22 protein-coding genes are annotated in these 21,311 nt (G+C 72.5%); 6 read left to right on the top strand and 16 right to left on the bottom strand.

Annotation, left to right across the window (positions count from 1 at the left end):
* Nucleotides 1-129: 129 nt before the first annotated feature.
* On the bottom strand, nt 130-1,263 hold the full coding sequence (locus tag AB0C26_RS25955; protein WP_360252516.1) for a glycosyltransferase 87 family protein: 1,134 nt from the start codon (nt 1,261-1,263) through the stop codon (nt 130-132).
* The gene (mptB, locus tag AB0C26_RS25950) at nt 1,226-2,641 is read right to left on the bottom strand and encodes a polyprenol phosphomannose-dependent alpha 1,6 mannosyltransferase MptB (protein WP_360252513.1); all 1,416 of its coding nucleotides are present in this window, start codon (nt 2,639-2,641) and stop codon (nt 1,226-1,228) included. The genes AB0C26_RS25955 and mptB overlap by 38 nt, the downstream gene beginning before the upstream one ends.
* Before the next feature lie 49 nt (nt 2,642-2,690).
* Here mptB and AB0C26_RS25945 point away from each other — a divergent pair, with 49 nt between their 5' ends.
* The gene (locus AB0C26_RS25945) at nt 2,691-4,229 is read left to right on the top strand and encodes a hypothetical protein (protein WP_360252510.1); all 1,539 of its coding nucleotides are present in this window, start codon (nt 2,691-2,693) and stop codon (nt 4,227-4,229) included.
* Nucleotides 4,230-4,420: 191 nt separating this feature from the next.
* Nucleotides 4,421-6,133: an ATP-binding cassette domain-containing protein gene (locus AB0C26_RS25940; protein WP_360252506.1), complete on the top strand. Its 1,713-nt coding sequence runs from the start codon at nt 4,421-4,423 to the stop codon at nt 6,131-6,133.
* On the opposite strand, the gene AB0C26_RS25935 is transcribed toward AB0C26_RS25940, so the two are convergent.
* Nucleotides 6,128-6,580, bottom strand: a complete 453-nt coding sequence (locus tag AB0C26_RS25935; protein ID WP_360252503.1) for an Lrp/AsnC family transcriptional regulator — start codon at nt 6,578-6,580, stop codon at nt 6,128-6,130. The two genes, AB0C26_RS25940 and AB0C26_RS25935, sit on opposite strands and share 6 nt — an antisense overlap.
* A 110-nt stretch (nt 6,581-6,690) precedes the next feature.
* Between AB0C26_RS25935 and AB0C26_RS25930 the strand changes: the two genes are divergently transcribed.
* Nucleotides 6,691-7,995 carry a Glu/Leu/Phe/Val dehydrogenase dimerization domain-containing protein gene (locus AB0C26_RS25930; protein ID WP_360252500.1) on the top strand — a complete coding sequence of 435 codons (1,305 nt, stop codon included), beginning with the start codon at nt 6,691-6,693 and terminating at the stop codon, nt 7,993-7,995.
* 1 nt (nt 7,996) lies between these two features.
* Here AB0C26_RS25930 and AB0C26_RS25925 read toward each other — a convergent pair whose 3' ends face one another.
* The 10 genes from AB0C26_RS25925 to AB0C26_RS25880 all read right to left on the bottom strand — a co-directional run bounded on the left by AB0C26_RS25925 (nt 7,997) and on the right by AB0C26_RS25880 (nt 17,540).
* Nucleotides 7,997-8,197, bottom strand: a complete 201-nt coding sequence (locus AB0C26_RS25925; RefSeq protein WP_360252497.1) for a hypothetical protein — start codon at nt 8,195-8,197, stop codon at nt 7,997-7,999.
* A 15-nt stretch (nt 8,198-8,212) separates the two neighbouring features.
* The gene (locus AB0C26_RS25920; protein ID WP_360252493.1) at nt 8,213-9,130 is read right to left on the bottom strand and encodes a GIY-YIG nuclease family protein; all 918 of its coding nucleotides are present in this window, start codon (nt 9,128-9,130) and stop codon (nt 8,213-8,215) included.
* Nucleotides 9,127-12,108 (bottom strand): bifunctional [glutamine synthetase] adenylyltransferase/[glutamine synthetase]-adenylyl-L-tyrosine phosphorylase, encoded by a 2,982-nt coding sequence (locus tag AB0C26_RS25915; RefSeq protein ID WP_360252490.1) that lies wholly within the window; start codon nt 12,106-12,108, stop codon nt 9,127-9,129. Before AB0C26_RS25915 ends, AB0C26_RS25920 begins: the two co-directional genes overlap by 4 nt.
* Before the next feature lie 3 nt (nt 12,109-12,111).
* Nucleotides 12,112-12,897 (bottom strand): type 1 glutamine amidotransferase, encoded by a 786-nt coding sequence (locus AB0C26_RS25910; RefSeq protein ID WP_360252487.1) that lies wholly within the window; start codon nt 12,895-12,897, stop codon nt 12,112-12,114.
* Between the two features lie 307 nt (nt 12,898-13,204).
* Nucleotides 13,205-13,645 (bottom strand): DIP1984 family protein, encoded by a 441-nt coding sequence (locus AB0C26_RS25905; protein ID WP_360253146.1) that lies wholly within the window; start codon nt 13,643-13,645, stop codon nt 13,205-13,207.
* Nucleotides 13,646-13,706: 61 nt separating this feature from the next.
* On the bottom strand, nt 13,707-14,108 hold the full coding sequence (locus tag AB0C26_RS25900) for a hypothetical protein (protein ID WP_360252484.1): 402 nt from the start codon (nt 14,106-14,108) through the stop codon (nt 13,707-13,709).
* 18 nt (nt 14,109-14,126) lie between these two features.
* Nucleotides 14,127-15,020 (bottom strand): phosphatidylinositol mannoside acyltransferase, encoded by an 894-nt coding sequence (locus AB0C26_RS25895; protein WP_360252481.1) that lies wholly within the window; start codon nt 15,018-15,020, stop codon nt 14,127-14,129.
* A gap of 140 nt (nt 15,021-15,160) precedes the next feature.
* On the bottom strand, nt 15,161-16,198 hold the full coding sequence (locus tag AB0C26_RS25890; protein WP_360252478.1) for an alpha/beta hydrolase: 1,038 nt from the start codon (nt 16,196-16,198) through the stop codon (nt 15,161-15,163).
* A 128-nt stretch (nt 16,199-16,326) separates the two neighbouring features.
* Nucleotides 16,327-16,950: a sensor domain-containing protein gene (locus tag AB0C26_RS25885; protein WP_360252475.1), complete on the bottom strand. Its 624-nt coding sequence runs from the start codon at nt 16,948-16,950 to the stop codon at nt 16,327-16,329.
* A gap of 71 nt (nt 16,951-17,021) precedes the next feature.
* Nucleotides 17,022-17,540 carry a GNAT family N-acetyltransferase gene (locus AB0C26_RS25880; RefSeq protein ID WP_360252472.1) on the bottom strand — a complete coding sequence of 173 codons (519 nt, stop codon included), beginning with the start codon at nt 17,538-17,540 and terminating at the stop codon, nt 17,022-17,024.
* 48 nt (nt 17,541-17,588) lie between these two features.
* On the opposite strand from AB0C26_RS25880, the gene AB0C26_RS25875 reads away from it, so the two are divergent.
* From AB0C26_RS25875 to AB0C26_RS25865, 3 genes are read left to right on the top strand one after another with little or no spacing between them, the layout of a single operon-like run.
* On the top strand, nt 17,589-18,023 hold the full coding sequence (locus tag AB0C26_RS25875; protein ID WP_360252469.1) for a hypothetical protein: 435 nt from the start codon (nt 17,589-17,591) through the stop codon (nt 18,021-18,023).
* The gene (locus tag AB0C26_RS25870; RefSeq protein WP_360252466.1) at nt 18,016-18,405 is read left to right on the top strand and encodes a nucleotidyltransferase domain-containing protein; all 390 of its coding nucleotides are present in this window, start codon (nt 18,016-18,018) and stop codon (nt 18,403-18,405) included. Before AB0C26_RS25875 ends, AB0C26_RS25870 begins: the two co-directional genes overlap by 8 nt.
* Complete coding sequence (locus AB0C26_RS25865; protein WP_360252463.1) at nt 18,402-18,719, top strand: hypothetical protein; 318 nt, start codon at nt 18,402-18,404, stop codon at nt 18,717-18,719. Before AB0C26_RS25870 ends, AB0C26_RS25865 begins: the two co-directional genes overlap by 4 nt.
* Here the strand turns inward: AB0C26_RS25865 and AB0C26_RS25860 are convergent.
* The 3 genes from AB0C26_RS25860 to panB all read right to left on the bottom strand — a co-directional run bounded on the left by AB0C26_RS25860 (nt 18,688) and on the right by panB (nt 21,175).
* On the bottom strand, nt 18,688-19,914 hold the full coding sequence (locus tag AB0C26_RS25860) for a DUF6596 domain-containing protein (protein ID WP_360252461.1): 1,227 nt from the start codon (nt 19,912-19,914) through the stop codon (nt 18,688-18,690). The two genes, AB0C26_RS25865 and AB0C26_RS25860, sit on opposite strands and share 32 nt — an antisense overlap.
* Nucleotides 19,911-20,273 (bottom strand): YciI family protein, encoded by a 363-nt coding sequence (locus AB0C26_RS25855; RefSeq protein WP_360252458.1) that lies wholly within the window; start codon nt 20,271-20,273, stop codon nt 19,911-19,913. The genes AB0C26_RS25860 and AB0C26_RS25855 overlap by 4 nt, the downstream gene beginning before the upstream one ends.
* Before the next feature lie 71 nt (nt 20,274-20,344).
* The gene (gene panB / locus AB0C26_RS25850; protein WP_360252455.1) at nt 20,345-21,175 is read right to left on the bottom strand and encodes a 3-methyl-2-oxobutanoate hydroxymethyltransferase; all 831 of its coding nucleotides are present in this window, start codon (nt 21,173-21,175) and stop codon (nt 20,345-20,347) included.
* Nucleotides 21,176-21,311 lie beyond the last annotated feature (136 nt).

The following is a 21,311-nucleotide window of genomic DNA, read 5'->3' as shown; positions in this document are numbered from 1 at the left end:
TCGAGCGTGTTGCCGGCCGGCGTCCCAGACGACCCGGCCGTCGCGGGAGAAGATCGTCCAGCCGCGGCTGCCGCCCTCGTAGTCGCCCTCGTTGGCCGAAGTCGTACGGCGTCTAGGCACGCTCTCTGGCTACAGAAGGATCTTGTCCTCCTGGTGGACGTCAGAAGAACGACGGGTGCCGATGGGTGTCCAGATCAGCAGGGCCAGGCTGAACCAGACATAGAAGTTGCCGCCGATCAGTTCCAGCGGCGGGCGCGGCCGCTTCTCCCACCACCAGGTCAACCGCGAGGTCATGATGACGTACGCGGCCGCGCCGAGCCACAGGGGCCGCCGGTCCCGCCCCGACAGGCCGACGTCGACGCAGCGCACGATGGCCGGGATGAGCCAGACGCAGTGGTGGATCCAGGTGACCGGGCTGATCAGGCACCCGAGGACGCCGGTCAGGGCCAGGCCGCCCATGATGTCGTCCGGCTGGGCTCGCACCCGCCAAGCCCAGAAGACCAGGGTCAGGAGTACGCAGGCGAGCCAGACCTTCGACTCGACCTGGTCGATGTGCAGCCGCGCCAGGAAGCCCCGCTCCGACTGGTTCGATAGGAACGAGAGCACGCCGACCCGGTTGGTGTCCCACAGGGCGGAGGTCCAGAACTCGCGCGACTCGTCCGGGAAGACCGCGGCGGCCACCAGGCTCACCCCGGCCGCGGTGCCGGAGGCGGTGATCGCGGCCCGCCAGCGCCGGGTGACGAGCAGGTAGAGGATGAACACGCCCGGGGTCAGCTTGATCGCGGTGGCCAGGCCGATGCCGACGCCGGCCCACTTGCGCCCCTTGGCCAGGCCGAGCAGCAGGTCACCGGCGACCAGCGTGAGCAGGAGCGTGTTGACCTGCCCGAAGGTGATCGTCTCGCGGACCGGCTCGAAGGCGATGGCCAGGCAGCACGCGACCGCGAAGGCGAACCAGACGGTCCAGCCCTTCCGCTTGATCAGCGGCGAGACGAACCACCAGGTGAGCAGCGCGGTGGTCAGCACGGTGGCGACGATGGCGATGACGACGACCACGCCGAACGGCAGGAACGCCATCGGCGCCATCACCAGCCCGGCGAAGGGCGGATAGGTGAAGCCGTACGGCGTGCCGGGGCGCAGCCAGTCGTAGACCATGCCGCCGTCGCCGCGGAACCAGTACTGGATCGCGCCGTAGTAGACCTTCGAGTCGAAGTACTCGTTACGCGTCTCAGCCAGGTAGACGACGAACAGCGCGATCAGCGCCAAGACCGCGACTATTCCGATTTTTCGCTTCATGTAGTGCTTTCCACGCTAAATAGATTACGAAGGCCGTCATGAGGATGGCGCCTTGGGACTTCACGGCCAGCGCCACGTTGTAGCCGTCGGGGAGACAGAGAGCGGCGGCGACGGCGCACGGGACGACCAGCCAGCGCAGATGGTGGTGCAGGGTGGCGGCCAGGACGGGCAGGGCCCAGACGGCGTACCAGGGGTGGAAGACGGGGGCGAGCAGAACGGTCGCGGCGAGGGCGTAGCCGGTGTGCAGGAGGGGGTCGCGGAGGCGGGCGCGCCACCAGAGGAGCACGAGGACCACGGCCAGCAGGCCGATGCCGATCAGCCGGGTGACCGGTACGGCGTCCGGGCCGAAGAGGCTGATGGTCATGCCGATCGCGGTGGGCGGGGAGGTCCACTGGACGGAGGCGCCGCTGCCGGCCAACCCGGTGATCCAGCCGAAGCCGCGCCCGGAGAACAGGGACGCCGCGGCCAGGGCCACCAGAACGCCGGCCGCAAGCTCGCCCCCGGCCCGCACGTAACCGGCCGTCCTTCCCGCCGAGGCGGCCCGCGACCGCAGCGCCAACCAGAAAGCGAACGGCACCACCACGACCGCCGTCGCCTTCACGCCGATCGCCAGGCCGAGCAGCAGGCCCGCGGCCCACGTCCGGCGGCTGCCCATGGCCACGGCCAGGCCCGCCACCAGGAACCCGACCATCACCGCGTCGTTGTGGGTGCCCGAGATCAGGTGGATCGGGATCAGCGGACAGGCCAGGGTCAGCCAGACCGCACGGCCCAGCGGCACCTCCGAGCGCCTCGCCAGCGCCGGCAGGCACACCGCGATCAGGGCCACGCCGAGCACGGCGATGACCCGCAACGCCGCCAGGGTGCCGGCCAGCGAGCCGCCCACCTTGACCGCCAGGGCCGCCAGCAGCAGGAACACCGGCCCGTAGGGGGCCGGCGACGACAACCACGTCGGCGCCACGGCGGACGCCCACGGGCAACCCAGGTCGGTCACCCCACCCGCGTACGGGTCCAGGCCCGCCGCCTGCTGCCAGCCCTGACAGGCGTACGAGTAAGCGTCGTAACTTCCCAGCGGAAGGAACGGCAGCAGCGGCACCGCCCACAGCGCCGCCGTCGTGTACGCCCACCGGGCCGTCGGCGCCGCGCGGACGCCGGCCACCCACGCGCCGATGATCAGGAGCGTGCCGAGCAGCCAGGCGAGCGGGAGGGCGACACCGTTCTCACCGGCGAAAATCGTGCGCGGCGTCACTGTGGGCTCCCACGGGCTGCTCGCGCCGCCGAGCCAGGCGGCCACCGCCAGCAGCAGACTCCCTGCCAGGCCCACATATCGGACGGCGGTGGAGCGGGGCATGGCGAGCACCCTACCGTGACACGCCGCGACGCCGGGTAGGGTCTGGCGCGTGTGGGCTCGGCACCGGCTGGAGTGGGTCACCGCCGGGGTCGCGGCGGTGCTCGGCGCCGTGTACCTGCTGCTCCCCCCGATGGGCTCCGACCTGGCCGCTCAGGTCGCCCGGGCCGAGTTCTTCGCCGCGCACGGCTACACCCCGATCGACCTGCGGTGGTACGCCGGGGTCGACCAACTGGGCTACAGCCTGGTCTCCCAGCCGGTCATGGCGATTCTGGGGGTACGCCTGACCGGCGCCCTGTCTCTCGTCGGCGCCTCGGTCCTGTTCGCGGTCCTGCTGCGCGCCACGTCGGCGAAGCGGCCGTGGCTGGGTGCCCTGGCCGGCACGGCGTGCATCGCCGGCAACCTGGTGAGCGGCCGGGTCACGTACGGCCTCGGGGTGTTCTTCGGTCTTGCCGCCCTGGTTCTGGTGACCCGCCGCCGGGCCTGGCTCGCCGCCGTCCCCGCCCTGCTCGCCGGCGCCACCAGCCCGGTGGCCGGCCTGTTCCTGGGCCTGGCCGGCGTGGCCCTGGCCGTCGCCGGGCCCCTCTCGCGAGGTCTTCTCATCGCCGTGCCGGCCGCGCTTCCCCTGGCGGCGCTGTCCCTGCTGTTCGGGGACGGGGGCTGGATGAACATCAGCCGGACCGACACCGTGCGGGCCGTGGTGGCGAGCCTGGCCGTGGCCGTCTTCGTTCCGCGCCGGCCGGTACGCGTGGCCGCCCTCCTGTCGGCCGCCGGCGTCCTCGCGTCCGCGCTGATCCACACCCCGGTGGGGCTCAACGCGACCCGCCTCGCCGTGATGTTCACGCTGCCGGTGCTGGCCGCGTACGCGACCTGGCCCTCGTGGCGTGGCCGCGAACGGCCCATGCCGCTGTGGGCGGTGGCGATCCTGCTGGTGGCGGCCTGTTGGTGGCAGCCGCCCGTCGTGACCGGCGACCTTCGGGACATCGGCGATCCGGCCGCCGAGCGGAGCTACTTCACTCCCCTGCTCGACCGGCTCGCCCAGGAGAAACTGACCGGCCGGGTCGAGATCCCGCCGACGCGGGACTACTGGGAGGCTGCCCACATGGGCGACGTCCCGCTGGCCCGCGGCTGGCTCCGCCAGGCCGACATCGACCGCAATCCGCTCTTTTTCACGACCATTCCCGGTACGACGGGTACGGGCGCCCCCCTCACCGCCGGCACCTACCGCGCCTGGCTCGACGAGCTGGCCGTGCAGTTCGTGGCCGTCCCCGACGCCGAGCCGACCTGGTCCGGCCGTCCCGAGGCGGAGCTGATCGCCGGCGGCCTGCCCTACCTGTCCCCGGTGTGGAGCGGAGAGCATTGGCGGCTGTACGCGGTGACCGGCCCCCGCCCGCTGGTCGGCACCCCCGCGACCCTGGTCACCCAGACCGCGAACACGATCACCTTCGACGCCCCCTTCACCGGCGACGTGGTCCTGCGCGTCCGCTTCTCCCGCTGGCTGACCGCCTCGAACGGCGCCCGGGTGGACCGCGACGGCGACTGGGTACGCGTCCACGTCGGCACCCCCGGCCGCTACACGCTGACCAGCTGACTTAATTCGGATGCTCCGGGTCTTGGCGCCCGATAGCCTGGCCGCCATGTACACAGGCATCGCGTTCATGAGGTTGCGCACCCGCCGCTGACGGCGGCGCCTCCTCGTCTTCCTGTCGCCGCCGTCTCGGTGTCCCGCCGGAGCGGCCGTTCGACGCTGCCCCGGCTCCATTCCGAGCTGCGGAGCTTCCTGTGCCTGTTCGTACCTTCACACCGTCCCCCTCCGGCGATCACCTCGCCGGTGACCACGCGCACCTACGCGCTCTCGCCAGTGACCACGCGCACCTGCGCGCCGAGAACGTCAGCGTCACCCTCGGCGCCCGCCGAGTGCTCACCGAGGTTTCCGTCACCGTCTCGCAACGGTCCCGCCTGGCCATCGTCGGCGAGAACGGCTGCGGCAAGACGACCCTTCTGCGGGTCCTGGCGGGCCTCCTGACACCGGACCAGGGCCGCGTCCACCGCGTAGGCAGCTTCGGCCTGGCCGATCAGGCCCTCCCCGCCGATCCGGGCCTGACCGTGGGCACCCTCACCGGCGAAGCCCTGCGCGACGCCCACACTGCCCTGGCCGCGCTGGACCAGGCCACCCGTGATCTGGCCGACGGCGACCGCGCGGAGGTCCGCTACCCGGCCGGGCCGGACCAGGCCACCCGCGATCTGGCCGACAGCGACAGCCCGGAGGACCGCTACCCCGCCGCGCCCGACCAGGCCAGCCACGCTCTGGCCGACGGCGACAGCGCGGAGGACCGCTACGCCGCCGCGCTGGAGCTGGCCACGCGGCTGGACGCGTGGGATGCCGAGCGGCGGGTCGATGTCGCGCTCGAAGCGCTCGGGGCCTGCGCCGACCGGGAACGGGAGCTGCGCACCCTCTCCGTGGGGCAGCGCTATCGGGTGCGGCTCGCCTGTCTGCTCGGGGCGCGCTACGACCTTCTGCTCCTCGACGAGCCGACCAACCACCTGGACGCCGGCGGGCTCGACTTCCTCACCGCGCGACTGCGCGAGCACGGGAGCGGGTTCGCGCTGGTCAGCCACGACCGGGCGCTGCTGCGGGACGTGGCCGGGGAGTTCCTCGACCTCGACCCCACCTCCGACGGCCGGCCCCGCGTGTACGCCGGCGGCTACGACGGGTGGCAGGAGGGGCGCCGGCGGGACCGGCGGCGCTGGGAGCAGGACTTCGAGGAGCAGCAGGCCGAGCGTCAACGGCTCACCACCGCGGTCGGCAAGGCCCGCGATCGGCTCAGTACGGGCTGGCGCCCGCCCAAGGGCACCGGCCGGCATCAGCGCCAGACCCGCGCGCCCGGTGTCGTGCAGGCCCTCAACCGGGAGCGGGAAGCCCTCGACGCGCACCGGGTCACGGCTCCCGCGCCGCCGCCGGCCCTGCGGTTCCCCGAGCTTGCGGTCCGGGCCGGCCTGCCCCTGGTGCGGGCTTACGGCGTACACCTGGAAGGCCGGCTGGACCACCCGATCAGCGTGAGTGTCGACGGGGGTGACCGGCTCCTGGTGACCGGGCCGAACGGCGCCGGGAAGTCGACGCTGCTGGCGCTGCTCGCCGGAAAGCTCGAACCCACGGGTGGCACCGTGCGGCGTTTCCACCGGATCGCGTTCGTCGAGCAGGAGGTCTCGGCCCACCAGGCCCCGCGGGAGCATTTCGGCCTGCTCGACGCGGAGGCGCTGCGCACCCCGGCCGACCGGCTGTCACTGGGTCAGCGGCGCCGGCTCGACCTCGCCGCCCACCTGGCCACCCGGCCCGACCTGCTGATCTTCGACGAGCCCACCAACCACCTGTCGGCGGCGCTGGTGGACGAGCTGACCGAGGCGATCCGCACGACGCCGGCGGCGGTGATCGTGGCGACGCACGACCGGCAGCTGCTGTCCGACCTGTCCGACTGGAGGAGGCTGGTTCTATAGCGGCCCGAGCACCCGGTTCCGCGTGTGCTGATAGATCACCGAGCTTCGGAAGCCGACGATCTCGCGGCGCTGGCTGAACTTGTCCATCAGGAAGGAGTGGAGGGCGTCGACGCTCGGCACCGCCACGTGCACGAGGAGATCGTCGCCGCCCGCCACCACGAAAACCGACAAAACCTCGGGCAACCCGGTCACGTACGCCTTGACGCCCTCGATCACGTCGCGGCTCATCGGGCGCACCTGCAGGTGGAGGAAGGCCTGGACGTGCCGGTTGAGCGCGGCCAGGTCGACCTCGGCGTGATAGCCGGTCAGCACGCCCCGGTCACGCAGCAGCCGCACGCGCTCCAGGCAGGTCGAGGGCGCGACGCCGACCAGCCGGGCCAGGTCGCGGTTGGTCAGCCGGGCATTGTGCTGCAACTCCCGCACGATCGCCGAATCAATGTCGTCCACCGTCCCCCACTTCCCGGCTCTCGCCGAACTTCGTTCGGCAAGTCTGCGCCGGGCCCGGGCAGGCGTCTAGCTTTCGCAGCAAGGACCGATTTAGTTGTACGGAGGAAGCGATGTTCCCGCACGAGCGAGTGGTGATCCGCCGCGGCGCGGAGTCCGGCCTGCCGATCATCGTCGCCGTCCACTCGACGGCCCTGGGGCAGGCTCTGGGCGGGTGCCGGATGAAGGCGTACTCGCAGTGGCGCGACGGCCTCGAGGACGCCCTGCGCCTGTCCGCCGCGATGTCCGAGAAATGCGCCCTGGCCGGCATGCCCCACGGCGGCGGCAAGACCGTGATCGTCACGCCCGCCCACGACTTCGACCGAACGGCCGCCCTGCACGACGCCGGCACAGTGATCGAGGAACTGGCCGGCCTCTACGCCACGGGCCCCGACGTCGGCACGGGCCCCGCCGACATGGTCACCATCGCCGACCGAACCCGCCATGTCTTCTGCCGCCCCACCACCCACGGCGGCAGCGGCGATTCCTCGCCGGCCACCGCTTTCGGAACCGTGGCCGCTCTCAAAGCCGTCTGCGCCAAGCTGTCCGGCCAAAGCCCCGCCGCCCCGCTGACCAGCAACCCGGCGGCCGCCCCTTCGAGCGGGCGCAACGCGTGGGCCGCCCCTTCGAGCGGGCACGCGGCAAGCGGCCCTTCGAGCGGGCACGCGGCAAGCGGCCCTTCGAGCGGGCACGCGGCAAGCGGCCCTTCGAGTGGGCACCACACGGCGAGCGCCCCTTCGAGCGGGCGGAACGCCGGGGGCCGCGTGCTCAGCGGGCCCAACGCCACCGGCGGCACAATCGATGTCGGGGATGTCGGGGATGTCCGGGATGTCAGGGATGACGGGCTGGCCGGGCGTAGCTTCGCGGTGCTGGGGCTCGGGCATGTCGGGGAGCGCGTCGCCCGGCTGCTCGCCGAGGCGGGCGCCAAGCTGGTGGTCAGCGACATCGACCCGGCCCGGCGCGAGGTGGCCGCCGAGCTCGGCGCGACGTGGGCGACCCCGGAGGAATGCCTGACCGCGGAGGTGGACGTGCTGGTCCCGGCCGCGTTGGGCGGCCTGCTGACCCCTGCGATGGTTCCCGCCCTGCGTTGCCGAGCCGTCGCCGGCCCGGCCAACAACCAGCTGGACGCCCCGGCCACCGCCGGCCTGCTGCACGAGCGGGGCATTCTCTGGGCGCCCGACTACGTCGTCAGCGCCGGCGGCGTCCTGCGCGCCACGGCCGTCGAACTGCACCACGAGACGCCGGCCCAGGTGACCGCCCGCCTGAACGGCATAGCGTCCACCCTGACCGGCATCTTCGCCGCCGCCGAGCGCGACGGCGTCACCCCGGCGGCCGCGGCGGCGAACGAAGCCCGGCGCCGGATGAATCCGCGGGGGTGAGTTACCAGGCGAAGCGGCGGCGCTTCTTCTGGGGCTGGCGGCCGAAGCCGGCCAGCAGGTCAGCGCCTTGGCGCATGTAGCGGGTGGTGCGGGTCGGTCCCTTGCGCGCCTCGAGCCGATCGCTCAGCTTGCGGAAGCCGGCGGCGGCGAGGGGGATCGCGACGGCCATGATGACGAAACGGCGAACCAGGCTGAAAATCATGGAAGGTACATACCCCTAGGAACCGGATGGAACACTCTCCGCCACTAATCGGGTGGCCAGTTCCGCGTTGCGGTTCGCGAAGTCGCGCCACTGCGGCGGGGTCCGCGCCACGTGCGGCTCCGCCGCCCGCTGGGAGCATCCGCGCTGTTCCCAGCCGCTCAGGCGCCCGGCTCGGATCTGGAAACGTACCAATACCCCACCGGACCAGCCGTACGCCTCGGCGTCGTCGCCCGGGGTCAGCGTTGTCACCTTCTGCTCTGCCACCACCCAGTCGACCGCCTCGATCTCCTGCTGGATGCGGGCCGCCAGTTCGAAGCCGAGCCGCTCCGAGGCCCGGTCCCGCAGCTCGGCCAGCCGGGCCCGCACCGCGGACACCGCGGCCGGCTCCCGGCGCAGGAACGCCGTGATCAGCGTGACGAAGTGGTCCCGGTCGCCCGCGCCGACGCCGAGGATCGCCGCCATGTCGCGCTGTGAACCGCCGAGCCGGTCGGCCGTGTAGCGCAGCGGCAACACCCGTTCCAGGGCCGAAACGGCCAGCCGGGCCTGCGTACCCCCTAGATAGGGTCCGAAGATCAGACCACCGGAAGCCACCGGCGGCCAGTGCACCGCCTGCAGGGTGAAGTCCGCGAGCCGGATGCAGAACGGCACCTCCTGGCCACCGCGGGTCCGGTTCCAGCGCGGCTTGGATCGTTCCAGCAGGTTGCGTTCGAGCCAGGCCGCCTCGTGCACGGAGTCGCAGGTCAGCGCCTCGATCCGGGTGATCTGGGGAACCATCCGGGCCAGGTGGCGGCGCTTGCCGAGATCGGTCCAGTACGAACCGACGCGGTAGCGCAGCTCGGTGGCCCGGCCGATGTAGAGCACCCGCCCGCGTACGTCCCGAAAGCGGTACACGCCGGGCGCGACCGGCAGCCGGGGCACGAGCGAGCGGCTCAAGAGTCGAGGACCCGTTCCATCGCGGCCCGGGAGCGGCGGGTCAGGCGCAGGTAGCGGTCGACGAACTCGCCCGGGTCGCCGCCGCCGAGCAGTTGCACCGTGCCGGCCAGCTCGACACCGTGCCGGGGCAGCTGGTCGGTCGGGCGGCCGCGGACCAGGGTCAGCGCGTTGCGCACCTGGGCGGCCAGCGTCCATCCGGCCGTCATCGCCGCCGCGTCGACCTTGTCGACCAGCTTGGCCTTCACCGCCGCGTCGAGAGCTTCCAGCGTGCTCGTTTTCTGCAAACCGGTGATGGCGTACGCGTGAAGCAGTTGAAGTAGTTGCACAGCCCACTCCACGTCGGACAGGCCGCCGCGCCCGAGCTTGGTGTGTGTATGCGGGTCGGCGTTGCGGGGCAGCCGCTCGACCTCGACCCGGGCCTTGATCCGGCGGATCTCCACCACCTGCTCGCGGGTGAGGCCGCCCTCGGGGTAGCGGATCGGGTCGGCCAGTCTTTCGAACTCGCGGCCCAGCGACTCGTCGCCGCAGACGAAGCGGGCCCGCAGCAGCGCCTGCGCCTCCCACACCTTCGACCAGCGGGCGTAGTACTGCTGGTAGGCGGCCAGGCTCCGGACCAGCGGGCCCTGCCGTCCCTCGGGCCGCAGATCAGCGTCGATGCCCAGCTCGGGGTCGGGCGCGGGCGCGCTCAGCGACCGGCGCAGTTCCTCGGCGATGGCCAGCGCGGCCGAGCCGGTGTCGGCGCCGTCGTAGACGAAGAGCACGTCGGCGTCGGAGGGGTAACTCATCTCGTAGCCGCCGAGCCGGCCCATCCCGATGATCGCGAAGCGCATGCCGTCCGGGGCCGGCTTGGCCCGGCGGGCCACGGCCAGGGCCGCGTTCAGGGTGGCGTCGGTGACGTCGGAGAGGGCGATGCCTATCGCGTCGACGTCCAGCGGCTGGGCCGGGGCCAGCTCCTCGGCCCGGCTCAGGATGTCGGCGCAGGCCAGCCGGAACAGTTCGCGCCGGCGCAGGGCCCGGATGGCGGCGATCGCCTTGACCGGGTTGTCGGCGTGCCGCTCGGCCGCCGCGACGAAGCCGTCGATCAGCGACTCGCGCTTGCGGGGCTGAAGCTCGGCGTCGTCGGCCAGCAGCCGCAGCGCCTCGGGGTCGCGGGTGAGCAGGTCGGTGGCGTAGCGGGACAGGCCGAGCACCCGGGCCAGCCGCAGCGCGACCGGGCCACCGTCGCGCAGCAGCCGCAGATACCACGGGGTACTGCCGAGCTTGTCGGAGACGGTCCGGTAGTTGAGCAGGCCGCGGTCGGGTTCGGGGGCGTCGGCGAACTCCTGGAGCAGCATCGGCAGCAGGTGCCGCTGGATGGCCGAGGTGCGGGTGACGCCGCCGGTGAGCGCCTGGAGGTGGCGCAGTGCGCCGGCCGGGTCAGCGAAGCCGAGCGTCTTGAGCCGGCGGCCGGCCGACTCGGTGGTCATCCGCAGCGCCTCGGCCGGCACCCGGGCCACCGCCTCGAGCAACGGCTGGTAGAGCAGCTTGATGTGCAGGCGGCGCACCTGGGCGGCGTGGCCGACCCAGTCCGAGCGGAACGCGCCGACCGCGTCGCGGCCGGGCATCGCCGTGTAGCCGAGGGCCGCCGCCAGCCAGCGGAGTCCGTCCGGGTCGTCGGGCACGGTGTGCGTACGCCGCAATTGTTGCAGTTGAAGCCGGTGTTCGACGCCGCGCAGGAAGCGGTAGCCGCGCAGCAGGGTCTCGCCGTCCTCACGGCCGACGTAACCGCCGGCGACCAGCGCGCGCAGGGCCGGCAGGGTGCCGCCGGAGCGCAGCGTCTCGTCGACGCGGCCGTGCACCAACTGCAGCAGCTGGACGGCGAACTCGATGTCGCGCAGCCCGCCCGGACCGCGCTTGATCTCGCGGTCGACCTGGTTGGCCGGCACATTCTCGATGATCTTGCGGCGCATGTCGCGGACGTCGGCCACCGCCTCGGGCCGCTCGGCCGCCTGCCACACCAGCGGGGCCAGGTCGTCGATCCACTGCTGGCCGAGCGCCCGGTCGCCGGCCGCGGGCCGCGCCTTGAGCAGGGCCTGGAACTCCCACGTGCGGGCCCAGCGCCGGTAGTACGCCTGGTGGCTGGCGAGCGTGCGGACCAGCGGGCCGCGACTGCCCTCGGGCCGCAGCGCGGCGTCGACCGGCCACGCGACCTGCCCGCAGATCTCGATGAGCCGGGCCGCGACCGCCGTACCGGCGCTCAGGTCCTCGTCGCTGTCGGCGACGAAGATGACGTCCACATCGGAGACGTAGTTGAGCTCGTTGCCGCCGCACTTGCCCATGGCGACCACGGCCAGGCTGGGCTCCTTGGGCAGGCCGGCGACCGCGATCGCGTACGCCGCGCCCAGCGTCTCGTCGGCCAGCCGGGACAGCGCCGCCATGGTCGGCTCGAGGCCGCGCCCGCCGGTCAGGTCGGCCGCCGCGATCCGCAGCAGCGACACCCGGTAGGCCCGGCGCAGCTCGGGGATGCTGGGCACGCGGTCGACCTCAAGGCCGCCCTCGGCGTTCGGCGGCAGGCCGGTCTTGCCGGTGACCAGCACCCGCCAGTCGTCCGGGTTGGCCACCAGGTGGTCGCCGAGCGCGGACGACGCGCCCAGCACGGCGATCAGGCGCCGGCGCAGGCCCGCGTCCTGGGCCAGCGCCGCCACGATCTCGTCGGTGGCGGCGTTCGTGGTGATCTCGCCGCCGGGACCGGTGACCGGGCCGCCGTTGTCCCGGGCCTCGGCCCGGCCGGCCGCGTCGACCAGCCGGTGCAGCTGGCGCAGGGCCAGGGTCGGATCGGCCGCGCGGGACAGCGCGGTGAGCAGTTCCGCGGCTTCGGCACCGGCCGGCGCCTGGGCCTCGGTGTCCCACAGGCGCAGGCCGCTCGGGCCGACCAGGTCGGCGGCGCGCACCCCGTCGTCGGCGAAGCCGTACCGGGCGAGCCGGCTGGGCCTGGTCACGGCTTACTGCCCCAACAGCGGGAGGGTACGGCCGGTGCCCGGATTCGGTATGTCGGCGTCGGGCAGGGTGCCCAGGGCGAGGGAGGCGAACCGGGCCGCGAACGGCTGCCACACCTCCTCGACGTCGGCCAGCTGCTCGACCGTGGCGAACAGGACCGCCTCGGGGTCGTAGCCCAGCTCGTCGATGGTGGCCCGGTCACCGGCCACCCACTCCTCGATCATCGGAGCGTCGCACTCGATGTGGAACTGCAGGCCCCAGGCCCGGTCGCCGAGGCGGAACGCCTGGTGCGGGTAGCGGCTGGAGGCGGCCAGCAGGACGGCCCGGAGCGGCAGCTCGGTGATCTCGTCGCGGTGCCACTGGATCACGTCGGGCAGCAGCGGCACCCACTTGAACAGCGGGTCGGTGTCGGCGGCGTCGCGCTTGCCGACCAGGCCGGGCCCGATCTCGGGGCCGGAGGTGCTGCGCTCGACCAGGCCGCCGTGAGCCGAGGCGAGCAGCTGGCCGCCCAGGCAGACGCCGAGGGTGGGCACGCGGTGGCGCACGGCCTTGCGCAGCAGCCCCTCCAGGGCCGGGAACCAGGGCGCTCCGGGCGCGCCGGCGGCGTCGGGGTACGCGTCCTGGTCGCCGCCCAGGACGATCAGCGCCAGATATCCGTCGAGCTCGCCGGGGAGCTGGTCACCGGCGTGCGGGCGCAGCACGGTCAGCTCGAGGCCGGCCTCGGTCAGCCACTCCCCCAGCCGCCCCGGGCCGTCGGTCGGATCGTTCTCGATGACAAGTGCGGTGGCCACGCCCACGAGGCTAACGTGTGCACCCACGGCAGCGCCGCAGCGTCTACGAGTCTCGACGCTCGCTGCCTTCTGCCTCTTGGTTCCTGAGCGACGCGGAGTTCCCCGATCCCGCCCTCGCCGTCGTGGATCTGCGCTCGGTGGTGTGCCGTGCCCTGTGCGCCGTCACCTGTGCCGTGTGCTGGGCATGCGATGTGTGCCGGGGAGTCGAACCCCCGCGCCTGCCCCCGGCGCGCCAGGAGTGAGCCGGATTGCCCGCCGGCTCTCGGGTTTGCGCACGCCTCCACGTCGGTTACCTGCTCCGCGTCGATCAGTCGAGCAGATCGACCTCCCAGTTGACCCGTTGAATCAGCGTGTCCACCTCTCGGATCTGCCGGGCGAGGTCATCGGCCTGGCGGCGCAGCTCGGCCACCGGTAGCGCCGGGATCATCTTCAGCTCGGAACGCAGCTGCCGGTATCCGCGCCGGCCCTCACCGGCCGCGGCGTCCGCCGCGGACGTGACCACGCTGTGGCGCAGGCGCAAGACGTCTCGCCGGGCGAGCGCGTCGGTCAGCGTGCCGCCCTCGACCCGCGTCGCGGCATTGGTGCGGTTGATCCGCCTGACCAGCGACTCAAGCTCGGTGAGCACTTCGCCCGCCTCGGCGAGCAGCGCCACCGCGTCCTCAGCGGGGGCCTCGCCCTCCTGGTAGCGAGCGCTGCCGGTGATGCGGGAGCGGAGCTGTTCCGCACGGCGCGACGCATCCGCGCGCAGCGCGAGAGCTTCGGAGTTTCATCGGAGCAGTATGGCCATCCGAGATCGGTTCCGCATGGTGTCAGTGCCTCAGGATCCGCAGCTCGTCGCCCCAGCTCTCGATGACAGGCGTGAGAACGGGGACCGTGAGCCGGCTGTCGAAGGCCGCGCAGGACTCTTCGACGCGCTGGAATGCCGCCCGGATCGCTGCGGGGTCGCCGGCCAGGGTGGCTGTCAACAGGGGGAGCAGTTCCTCGCCGGGCCAGCGGGTCAGGGGGTGCCGGCGGAGTTCCCAGGGCAGGTACTTGTTATCGGGGCGTACCCGTCCTTCCAGTGTGAATATGACGTCCAGGAGCCATGGCATCGACTCGGCGGCGTCCAGTCGTCGTTCCAGCGATCGTCCGTCGCGATCGTTCTTGAGCGCGCGGTAGGCGAAGTTGAGCCAGCCGTCGAACCGGTCGTGCTCGACGAGGATCGAGATCACCCCTGCGGCCGACAGAACCTAATCGACGAAGTACTTCTGCAGCATGTGCCAGTCCTCGGGGTGGGCGGCGATGCCCTGCGCGTAGGCGTCGGCCAGCGCCTGTGTCATCGCGGCGATCTTCTGCTGGCGGGTGCCGTCGGCCGGTACCGGGATCTCGGGGTGGACTCTGATGCCCATCCGGCCCGGGGCCGGGTACCACAGGTTCACCGGGTGCAGCGCGCAGCCGGTCAGCACCGCGAGCGCCGCCGGGCCGGCGGCCATCCGGGTGGTCTCGCCGAAGAAGTCGACGCGGACGCCGGAGGCGCTGAGGTCGCGGTCCGCGACCAGGCAGACCGTGCCGCCCGCCCGCAGCCGCCGGGCCAGGGTCCCGACGACCGAGGGGCCGCCGTCGTGCGGCAGCACCTCCATCCCGAGCTTGCGACGGTAGTCCCAGAACTGTTCGGCCACCGCCTCGGGCTTGAGGTTCTCGGCGACCGTGGTGAACTCGATCCCGTACGCCGCGGTCAGCCAGGCGCCGGCGTGGTCGTAGTTTCCGGTGTGGCCGAGCGCCAGCATTGCGCCGCGTCCCGAGCGGATCACGCCGTCGAGGCGCGCCCGGTCCTCGTCGGCGATGTCGACGCTGTCCAGCACGCGGCTCCGGTCCCACCGGTTCAGCCGGAACGCCTCGCAGTAGTAGCGCAGCGCCGATCGCATGCCCGCGCGGGACGTGGCGGCGAGGACTTCCGGCGTCGCGTCCGGGCCCAGGACCCGGCGCAGGTTCGCCTCCAACCGCAGCACCGGTCCGCTCCGCCGCTTCCACAGCTGATCGGCGACGCGCTCGAACAGGCGGTAGGCCGCTCTCTCCGGCATGGCCCCGATCAGGGACCAGGCGGCCCGATAGCCCCAGACGACGGCCCGATCCTGGACGGTCATGCGGGGACGGACGGGGTCCAGCGGGCGACCGGGACCGGACCGGCCTCAAGATCGATGAGCATCGGCCCATTGTGCCGGTTGTCGATGGCCGCCCGGCGTGTGCCCTCGCCGGGCGGCCACCCTCCCCCCGGGTCAGGCTTTTACAACCGGTCGGCGTCCACCACGGCCTGGGCGAACTCGCGCGGGGCCTCCTGCGGGACGTTGTGACCGACGTTGAAGGTGCGGTGCCGGTACTTGCCGGTGAAGTGCGACCGGTAGGAGCTGCCGTTGCCCTCGGGCGTGAACGGGTCGTACTTGCCGTCGATCGTGATCGTCGGCACGGAGATCGGCGGCGGGGGCACGACCTGCAGCTTCTTCTCGATGTCGGCGTACTCCGGCTCGGCCGGGGCCAGGCTCAGCCGCCACCGGTAGTTGCCGATCACGATGGGCACGTAGTCGGGGTTCTTGAACGCGGCGGCCGTACGGTCGTAGACGGCCTGCGAGAACTTCCAGGTCGGCGAGTTGAACTTCCAGATGAACTGACCGAGTTCCGAGGTGTACGTGGTCAGGCCCTTCACGCCGCGCTCGGTGGCGAAGTAGTACTGGTACCACCAGTCGTTCTCGGCCGCCGGCGGCAGCGGCGACAGGTTCGCCTCGAGGTTGGTGATCAGATATCCGGTCACCGAGACGAGCGCCTTGACCCGCTCCGGCCACAGGGCGGCGATGATGTCGGCGGTGCGCGAACCCCAGTCGTACCCGGCGAAGACGGCCCGCCGGATCTTCAGCTTGTCCAGCAGGGCGAGGATGTCGAGGGCGAACGCGGCCTGGTCGACGTTGCGCGGCGTGGAGGCCGACCGGAACCGGGTGCTGCCGTGCCCGCGGAAGTACGGGACGATGACGCGGTAGCCGCGGGCGGCGAGCAGCGGGGCCACGTCGACGTAGCTGTGGATGTCGTACGGGAAGCCGTGCAGCAGGATGACCGGGGCGCCCTTGGCCGGCCCGAGGTCGACGTAGCCGACGTTCAGGACGCCGGCGTCGATCTGCCGCACCGGCCCGAAGTGCCCGGCCTTGACGCTGGTGCTGGTGACGGGGGCCGCGGCCTCGGCCGCCCCGCCCATGACGAGTGGTGCGACGCCGGCGGCCAGCGCGGCCGAGCCGGCCGCTTGCAGGAACTGACGACGGGGATTGCTGGTGACCATGAGAAGACTCCCTGGCGAGATCGACTGTGGACGCGCACCTCACGGTCACACGCCGCCCACCGGCCCCAACCCAGGGAAACCCCCTGGTGCCGCCCCCGGCACGGGTCCTAGGTGACCCAGCCCACCGGCTACCGGGGGCGGGAACCCAGCAGCGCGCGGGCGAAGCCGGCCTCGAGGCGGGCGGCGGCGCGGACCACCAGGGGCAGGGTCGCGCCGAAGACGACGGCGGTCACGAGATAGAAGACGACCGAGGTGCCGTACGACTCGCCGAGCCCCAGCCAGTACGTCACGTCGTGGTCGTCCGGACCGTTCGGGAGCGCCCAGCCCCACGCCGCCCAGGTCAGGCCGCCGAGCAGGCCGGCCCACCAGGCCACGACGAAGGAGAACGCGATCGTGTTCGGGATGAACCGCACCATGGCGTGGGCCAGGTCGCGCCAGGCCCGCGGATCGGCCAGGCGGTGCAGTGCCGGCCCCGTACGGTAAACCGGGTCTTCGAGGTCTTGACCCAGAACCGCGCCGGCGCGCCGGCGCTCCGCGGCGGCGAAACCGCGGGCGGCCACGAGGGCGGCGACGAGAATGGGCACTCCGACCCAGACCACCGCGAGGCCGAGGCCGAGCGAGAAGGCCGTCACGGAGACGGTGAGGGCGGCGATCCCGATCGGGAATCCGGTGAGGACATAGCGGGTGTCGGCGCCGATCCGCGCGAACGGGCGGACGGTCATGACCGGGGCTTCGAGCTGCGTCGTCGTCATGGGAATGACGCTAGGCAGCAGGCTGCCCCGAACCGATCCGGTGAGCTGGCCGATCGATGGTAGGGCCAGCCCTACCTGTCCTTCGCGTGAACCGCCACGGGTTGCCCGTGCCCCGGAACGACGGTGTCGAACTCGTGCCGCAAGCCCAGCTTCTCCATGACCCGCCGCGACCGGTCATTGTGGACATGCCGGATGCTGACGACCCGGTCGAGCCCACCGTCCTCGAACCCGAACCGCAGGGCCTCGGCCGCCGCCTCGGTCGCATAACCCCGTCCCCAGTACGGCCGGGCCAGCCGCCACCCGATCTCCACGGCCGGCATGACCTCGGGCAGGAAATCGGGAACGGAAAGACCGGCCCACCCCAGCAGTACGCCGTCGGCCCGCCCCTCGACCGCGAACAGGCCGAATCCGTGCCGCTCCCAGACCTCCCGGATCCGCCGCAGCCGGGCCGCACTCTGCTCCCGGTCGAGCACCGACCCGTCGAGGATGTACCGCATCACCTCGGGATCGGCGTTCATGGCCGCGAGCGCGTCGAGATCGTCATCCCGCCATTCCCGCAGCACCAGCCGTTCCGTTTCCAGCGTGACCATCCACCCACCGTCCGCGATCTCGCGGGACCGCGCAACTAGGATTTCGGCGTGCGGTCGACGAGAGTGATGGTCATGCTGGGGCTCGTGTCCCTGGGAGCCTGCACCGACGATCCGGCCCCGGTCGTCGCGCCCTCGCCGTCGCCGCCGGCCACCACCGTGTCCGTCGCGCCCTCGCCCTCGACGCCGGCCGCTCTTCCGCCGGTGGAGGGCGGGCGCACCATCGCCCGCCGGGAAGACATGACGGGACCGTGGAAGGCCACCGTCGGGGCGAAGAAGGACAGCGGCGCTCTCGATGTCGTCGTCACCTGCGCCGGCGGCGGATTCGTGACCGTCGGCTATGGGCCGGCCACGTTCGAGACCCCTTGCGACGGTACGACGGTGAACAGCACCCGGGACGAGGCCATCGGGCCGGGCACGGTGACCGTCGCCGTCACGCCGGACGGCGACCAGCCGTGGTCTCTCCTCGTGACGCGCGGTGGCTGACGTCCTCGGCTCGGTGCTGGCCCGGGCCACCGCCGACCCCAACGTCCGCGGGGTGATCCTGACCGGGTCGCGGGCCCGGGGCACCGAGACCACCCACTCCGACTACGACGTGACGATCGTCGTGGCCGAGCAGGAGCAGCCGTGGCGGCACGACATCCGCACCCACGTGCTCGACGAGGTGGTCGGGACCGTGGCCGCGCTCACCGACACCTCCGTGCACTGGAACCGGTACTCCTATCGCGGCGCGAAAGTGCTGCTGGACCGGCTCGACGGGGGCATCGCCGAGCTGGTCGAGCGGCAGGCCACGTTCACCGAGGCGGAGGCGGCCGGGCACGCGCGGACAACCTGGACTCGTACATCAATCAGCTCTACCGGTGTGTGAAAAGCCGCCGGGACGGGTTCGCCGAGGCCGCGCTGCTCGACCAGATGGAGAGTCTGCCGTGGATGCTGGAGACCGTGTTCGCTCTGCACGGGCGGCTGCGGCCCTACAACAAATACCTGGCGTGGGAGCTGGCGAACTTTCCGCTGCCCGAGCCGTGGAACACCGCGCTCCGGCCGGACCGGGTCGGCCTGGCCGCGCTGAGCTTGTTCCCCGAGGTCGAGGCTCTGGCCCGGGACCACGGGCTCGATGCGGAGCTCGGCAGCTGGGGTGACGACATCGATCTCATTCGGCGAGCCGGGCGCGGCGACGGGTGAGATAGGCCCGCTCGGCCGGGTTGCCGGTGAGGGCGACGGCCCGGTCGTACGCCGTACGCGCGTCGCCGTCGCGGCCGAGGCGCCGGAGCAGGTCGGCCCGGGCGGCGTGGAAGGCGTGGTAGCCGGCCAGCGGCTCGGTCAGCCGGTCGATCTCGGCCAGGGCGGCGGCCGGGCCGTCCACCTCGGCCACCGCCACCGCGCGGTTGAGCCGGACGATCGGCGACGGGTCGAGCCGGGCCAGGGTGTCGTAGAGGGCGACGATCGTGGCCCAGTCGGTCTCCCCCGGCTCGGCGTGCACCGAGTTGATCGCGGCCAGCAGCTGGTAGCGGCCCGGCCGGTCGCCGCCGGCGGCCACGGCCGCGACGCGTTCCCCGATCAGGGCCGTGGCCTCGGCGATGAGGGCGCGGTCCCACCGGGCGCGGTCCTGCTCGCCCAGGGGCACCAGCTCGCCGTCGCCGGAGACGCGGGCCGGGCGGCGGGCGTCGATCAGCAGCATCAGGGCCAGCAGGCCGGCCACCTCGCCGTGGTCCGGGATCAGGCCCCGGAGCAGGCGGCCCAGCCGGATCGCCTCGTCGGTGAGGTCGGCGCGCACCGGGTCGTCGCCCGCGCCGGCCAGGTAGCCCTCGTTGAAGATCAGGAAGACGACCGCGAGGACGCCGGCCAGCCGTTCGCTGATGTCGGCGGCCGAGGGCACCCGGTACGGGATCCGGGCCGCCCTGATCTTCGTCTTGGCCCGGGTGAGCCGCTTCGCCATCGTCGCCTCCGGCACCAGGAAGGCGCGGGCGATCTCGGCGGCGGTGAGGCCGCCGAGCAGGCGCAGGGTCAGGGCCACCCGAGCCTGGACGGCCAGGGCGGGATGGCAGCAGGTGAAGATCAGCCGGAGCCGGTCGTCCTCGATGGGGCCGGCCGGCTCCGGCGGGGTGTCGTCGTGCACCATCCGGGCCGCCTCGTGCTTGGCGTCGCGCTGCGACTCGCGACGCAGCCGGTCGATCGCCCGCCGGGTCGCGGTGGTGACGAGCCAACCCCCGGGATTAGGGGGTACGCCGTCGCGCGGCCACCGCTCGGCCGCGGCCGCGAAGGCGTCGGCGGCCGACTCCTCGGCGAGGTCGAGGTCGCCGAAGCGGCGGGCCAGGCCGGCGACCACCCGCGCCCACTGTTCGTGGTGGGCGCGGACGATCGCCTGCTCGGCGGTCACTTCCAGCGGAAGCCGGGGCCCCGGAACCGGTGCACCTCCTGCGGCCAGTCGAGCACGACCGCGAGCCGTCCGGCCCAGTAGCGGGCCGTCTCGTCGTCGGGGACGTCCACGACACAGAAGCCGCCGAGGTGCTCCTTGGTCTCGGTGTACGGGCCGTCGGTGAAGACCGGCTCGCCGTCGACCGCCACGACGCCGCACAGCGCGGTGGACCGGTCCAGGCCCCCGTTGGTGAAGATGAGAACGCCCTGGTCCCGCATCTCGTCGACCACGGCCCGCGCTGCCTTGCCCTTGTCGCTCAACTCCTCGGGCGTGTGCTCCCGGACCCACTCGTCGTTGAAGGTGATCAGGTATTCGGTCATGGTCGCTCCTCTGGAGTGCTAGCCGGACACTAGTTCCACGAACGGCTCGGCCTCCAGAGGACAGGGGGCTTTCAGAAGGTGTGTTCGGCCGAAGGGAATTCGCCGCCGCGGACCTCGGCCGCGAACTGGCGTGTGGCCTCGGACAGGATGCCCGACATGTCGGCGTACTTCTTGACGAAGCGGGGGGCCTTGCCCGTCCGCAGGCCGACCATGTCCTGCCAGACCAGCACCTGGGCGTCGGTGTCGGGGCCGGCGCCGATGCCCACGGTCGGGATGTCGAGCTCCTTGGTGATGGTCTTGGCGACCTCGCCCGGGACCATCTCGAGCACGACGGAGAAGGCGCCGGCGTCGGCGACCGCGCGGGCGTCGGCCACCACCAGGGCGGCCGACTCGTCGCGGCCCTGGACCCGGTAGCCGCCCAGCGTGTGCTCGCTCTGCGGGGTGAAGCCGACGTGGCCCATGACGGGGATGCCGGCGCCGGTCAGGGCCTCGATCTGGGCGGCGACGCGGCGGCCGCCCTCGAGCTTGACGGCGTGGGCGCCGCCCTCCTTCATGAACCGGACGGCGGTGCGCAGGGCCTGCGTGGGGCCCTCCTCGTAGCTGCCGAAGGGCAGGTCGGCCACGATGAGCGCGGTCTTGGTGGCGCGGACGACCGCGCGCACCAGCGGCAGCAGCTCGTCGACGGTGACCGGCAGGGTGGTCTCGTAGCCGTAGACATTGTTGGCGGCCGAGTCACCGACGAGCAGGACGGGTACGCCGTTCTGGTCGAAGATCGCGGCCGTGTACTGGTCGTACGAGGTCAGCATGGGCCAGCGGTCGCCGCGGGCTTTCGCGGCCTGAAGGTCGCGGGTCCGCACGCGGCGGGTGGCCGGGCCCCCGTACAGCGCAGAAATTTCCGACATTTCCGACTCCTTCCCTCGAGGCCGCGCGGTTGCGGTCCCCGGGTGCCCCGAAATCGTCGCACCTCGCGCCGCCGCGAGGTCAGAGGTCAGTGGAGGTTGTCACACCCGTCCAACCACCCCACCGCCGCCCTTGAAC

This window comes from Actinoplanes sp. NPDC048796 (assembly GCF_040650035.1).
Taxonomy (GTDB): Bacteria; Actinomycetota; Actinomycetes; order Mycobacteriales; family Micromonosporaceae; genus Actinoplanes.
Note: the sequence above shows the minus strand (reverse complement) of the source record. Positions and strands in the feature narration are given on the sequence as shown.

Coding starts and splice junctions, on each gene's coding strand:
- mptB (WP_360252513.1), bottom strand. CDS start 2,641: ATGCCCCGCTCCACCGCCGTCCGATATGTGGGCCTGGCAGGGAGTCTG.
- AB0C26_RS25930 (WP_360252500.1), top strand. CDS start 6,691: ATGTTCCCGCACGAGCGAGTGGTGATCCGCCGCGGCGCGGAGTCCGGC.
- AB0C26_RS25925 (WP_360252497.1), bottom strand. CDS start 8,197: ATGATTTTCAGCCTGGTTCGCCGTTTCGTCATCATGGCCGTCGCGATC.
- AB0C26_RS25895 (WP_360252481.1), bottom strand. CDS start 15,020: ATGACCGTCCAGGATCGGGCCGTCGTCTGGGGCTATCGGGCCGCCTGG.
- AB0C26_RS25890 (WP_360252478.1), bottom strand. CDS start 16,198: ATGGTCACCAGCAATCCCCGTCGTCAGTTCCTGCAAGCGGCCGGCTCG.
- AB0C26_RS25885 (WP_360252475.1), bottom strand. CDS start 16,950: ATGACGACGACGCAGCTCGAAGCCCCGGTCATGACCGTCCGCCCGTTC.
- AB0C26_RS25880 (WP_360252472.1), bottom strand. CDS start 17,540: ATGGTCACGCTGGAAACGGAACGGCTGGTGCTGCGGGAATGGCGGGAT.
- AB0C26_RS25855 (WP_360252458.1), bottom strand. CDS start 20,273: ATGACCGAATACCTGATCACCTTCAACGACGAGTGGGTCCGGGAGCAC.
- panB (WP_360252455.1), bottom strand. CDS start 21,175: ATGTCGGAAATTTCTGCGCTGTACGGGGGCCCGGCCACCCGCCGCGTG.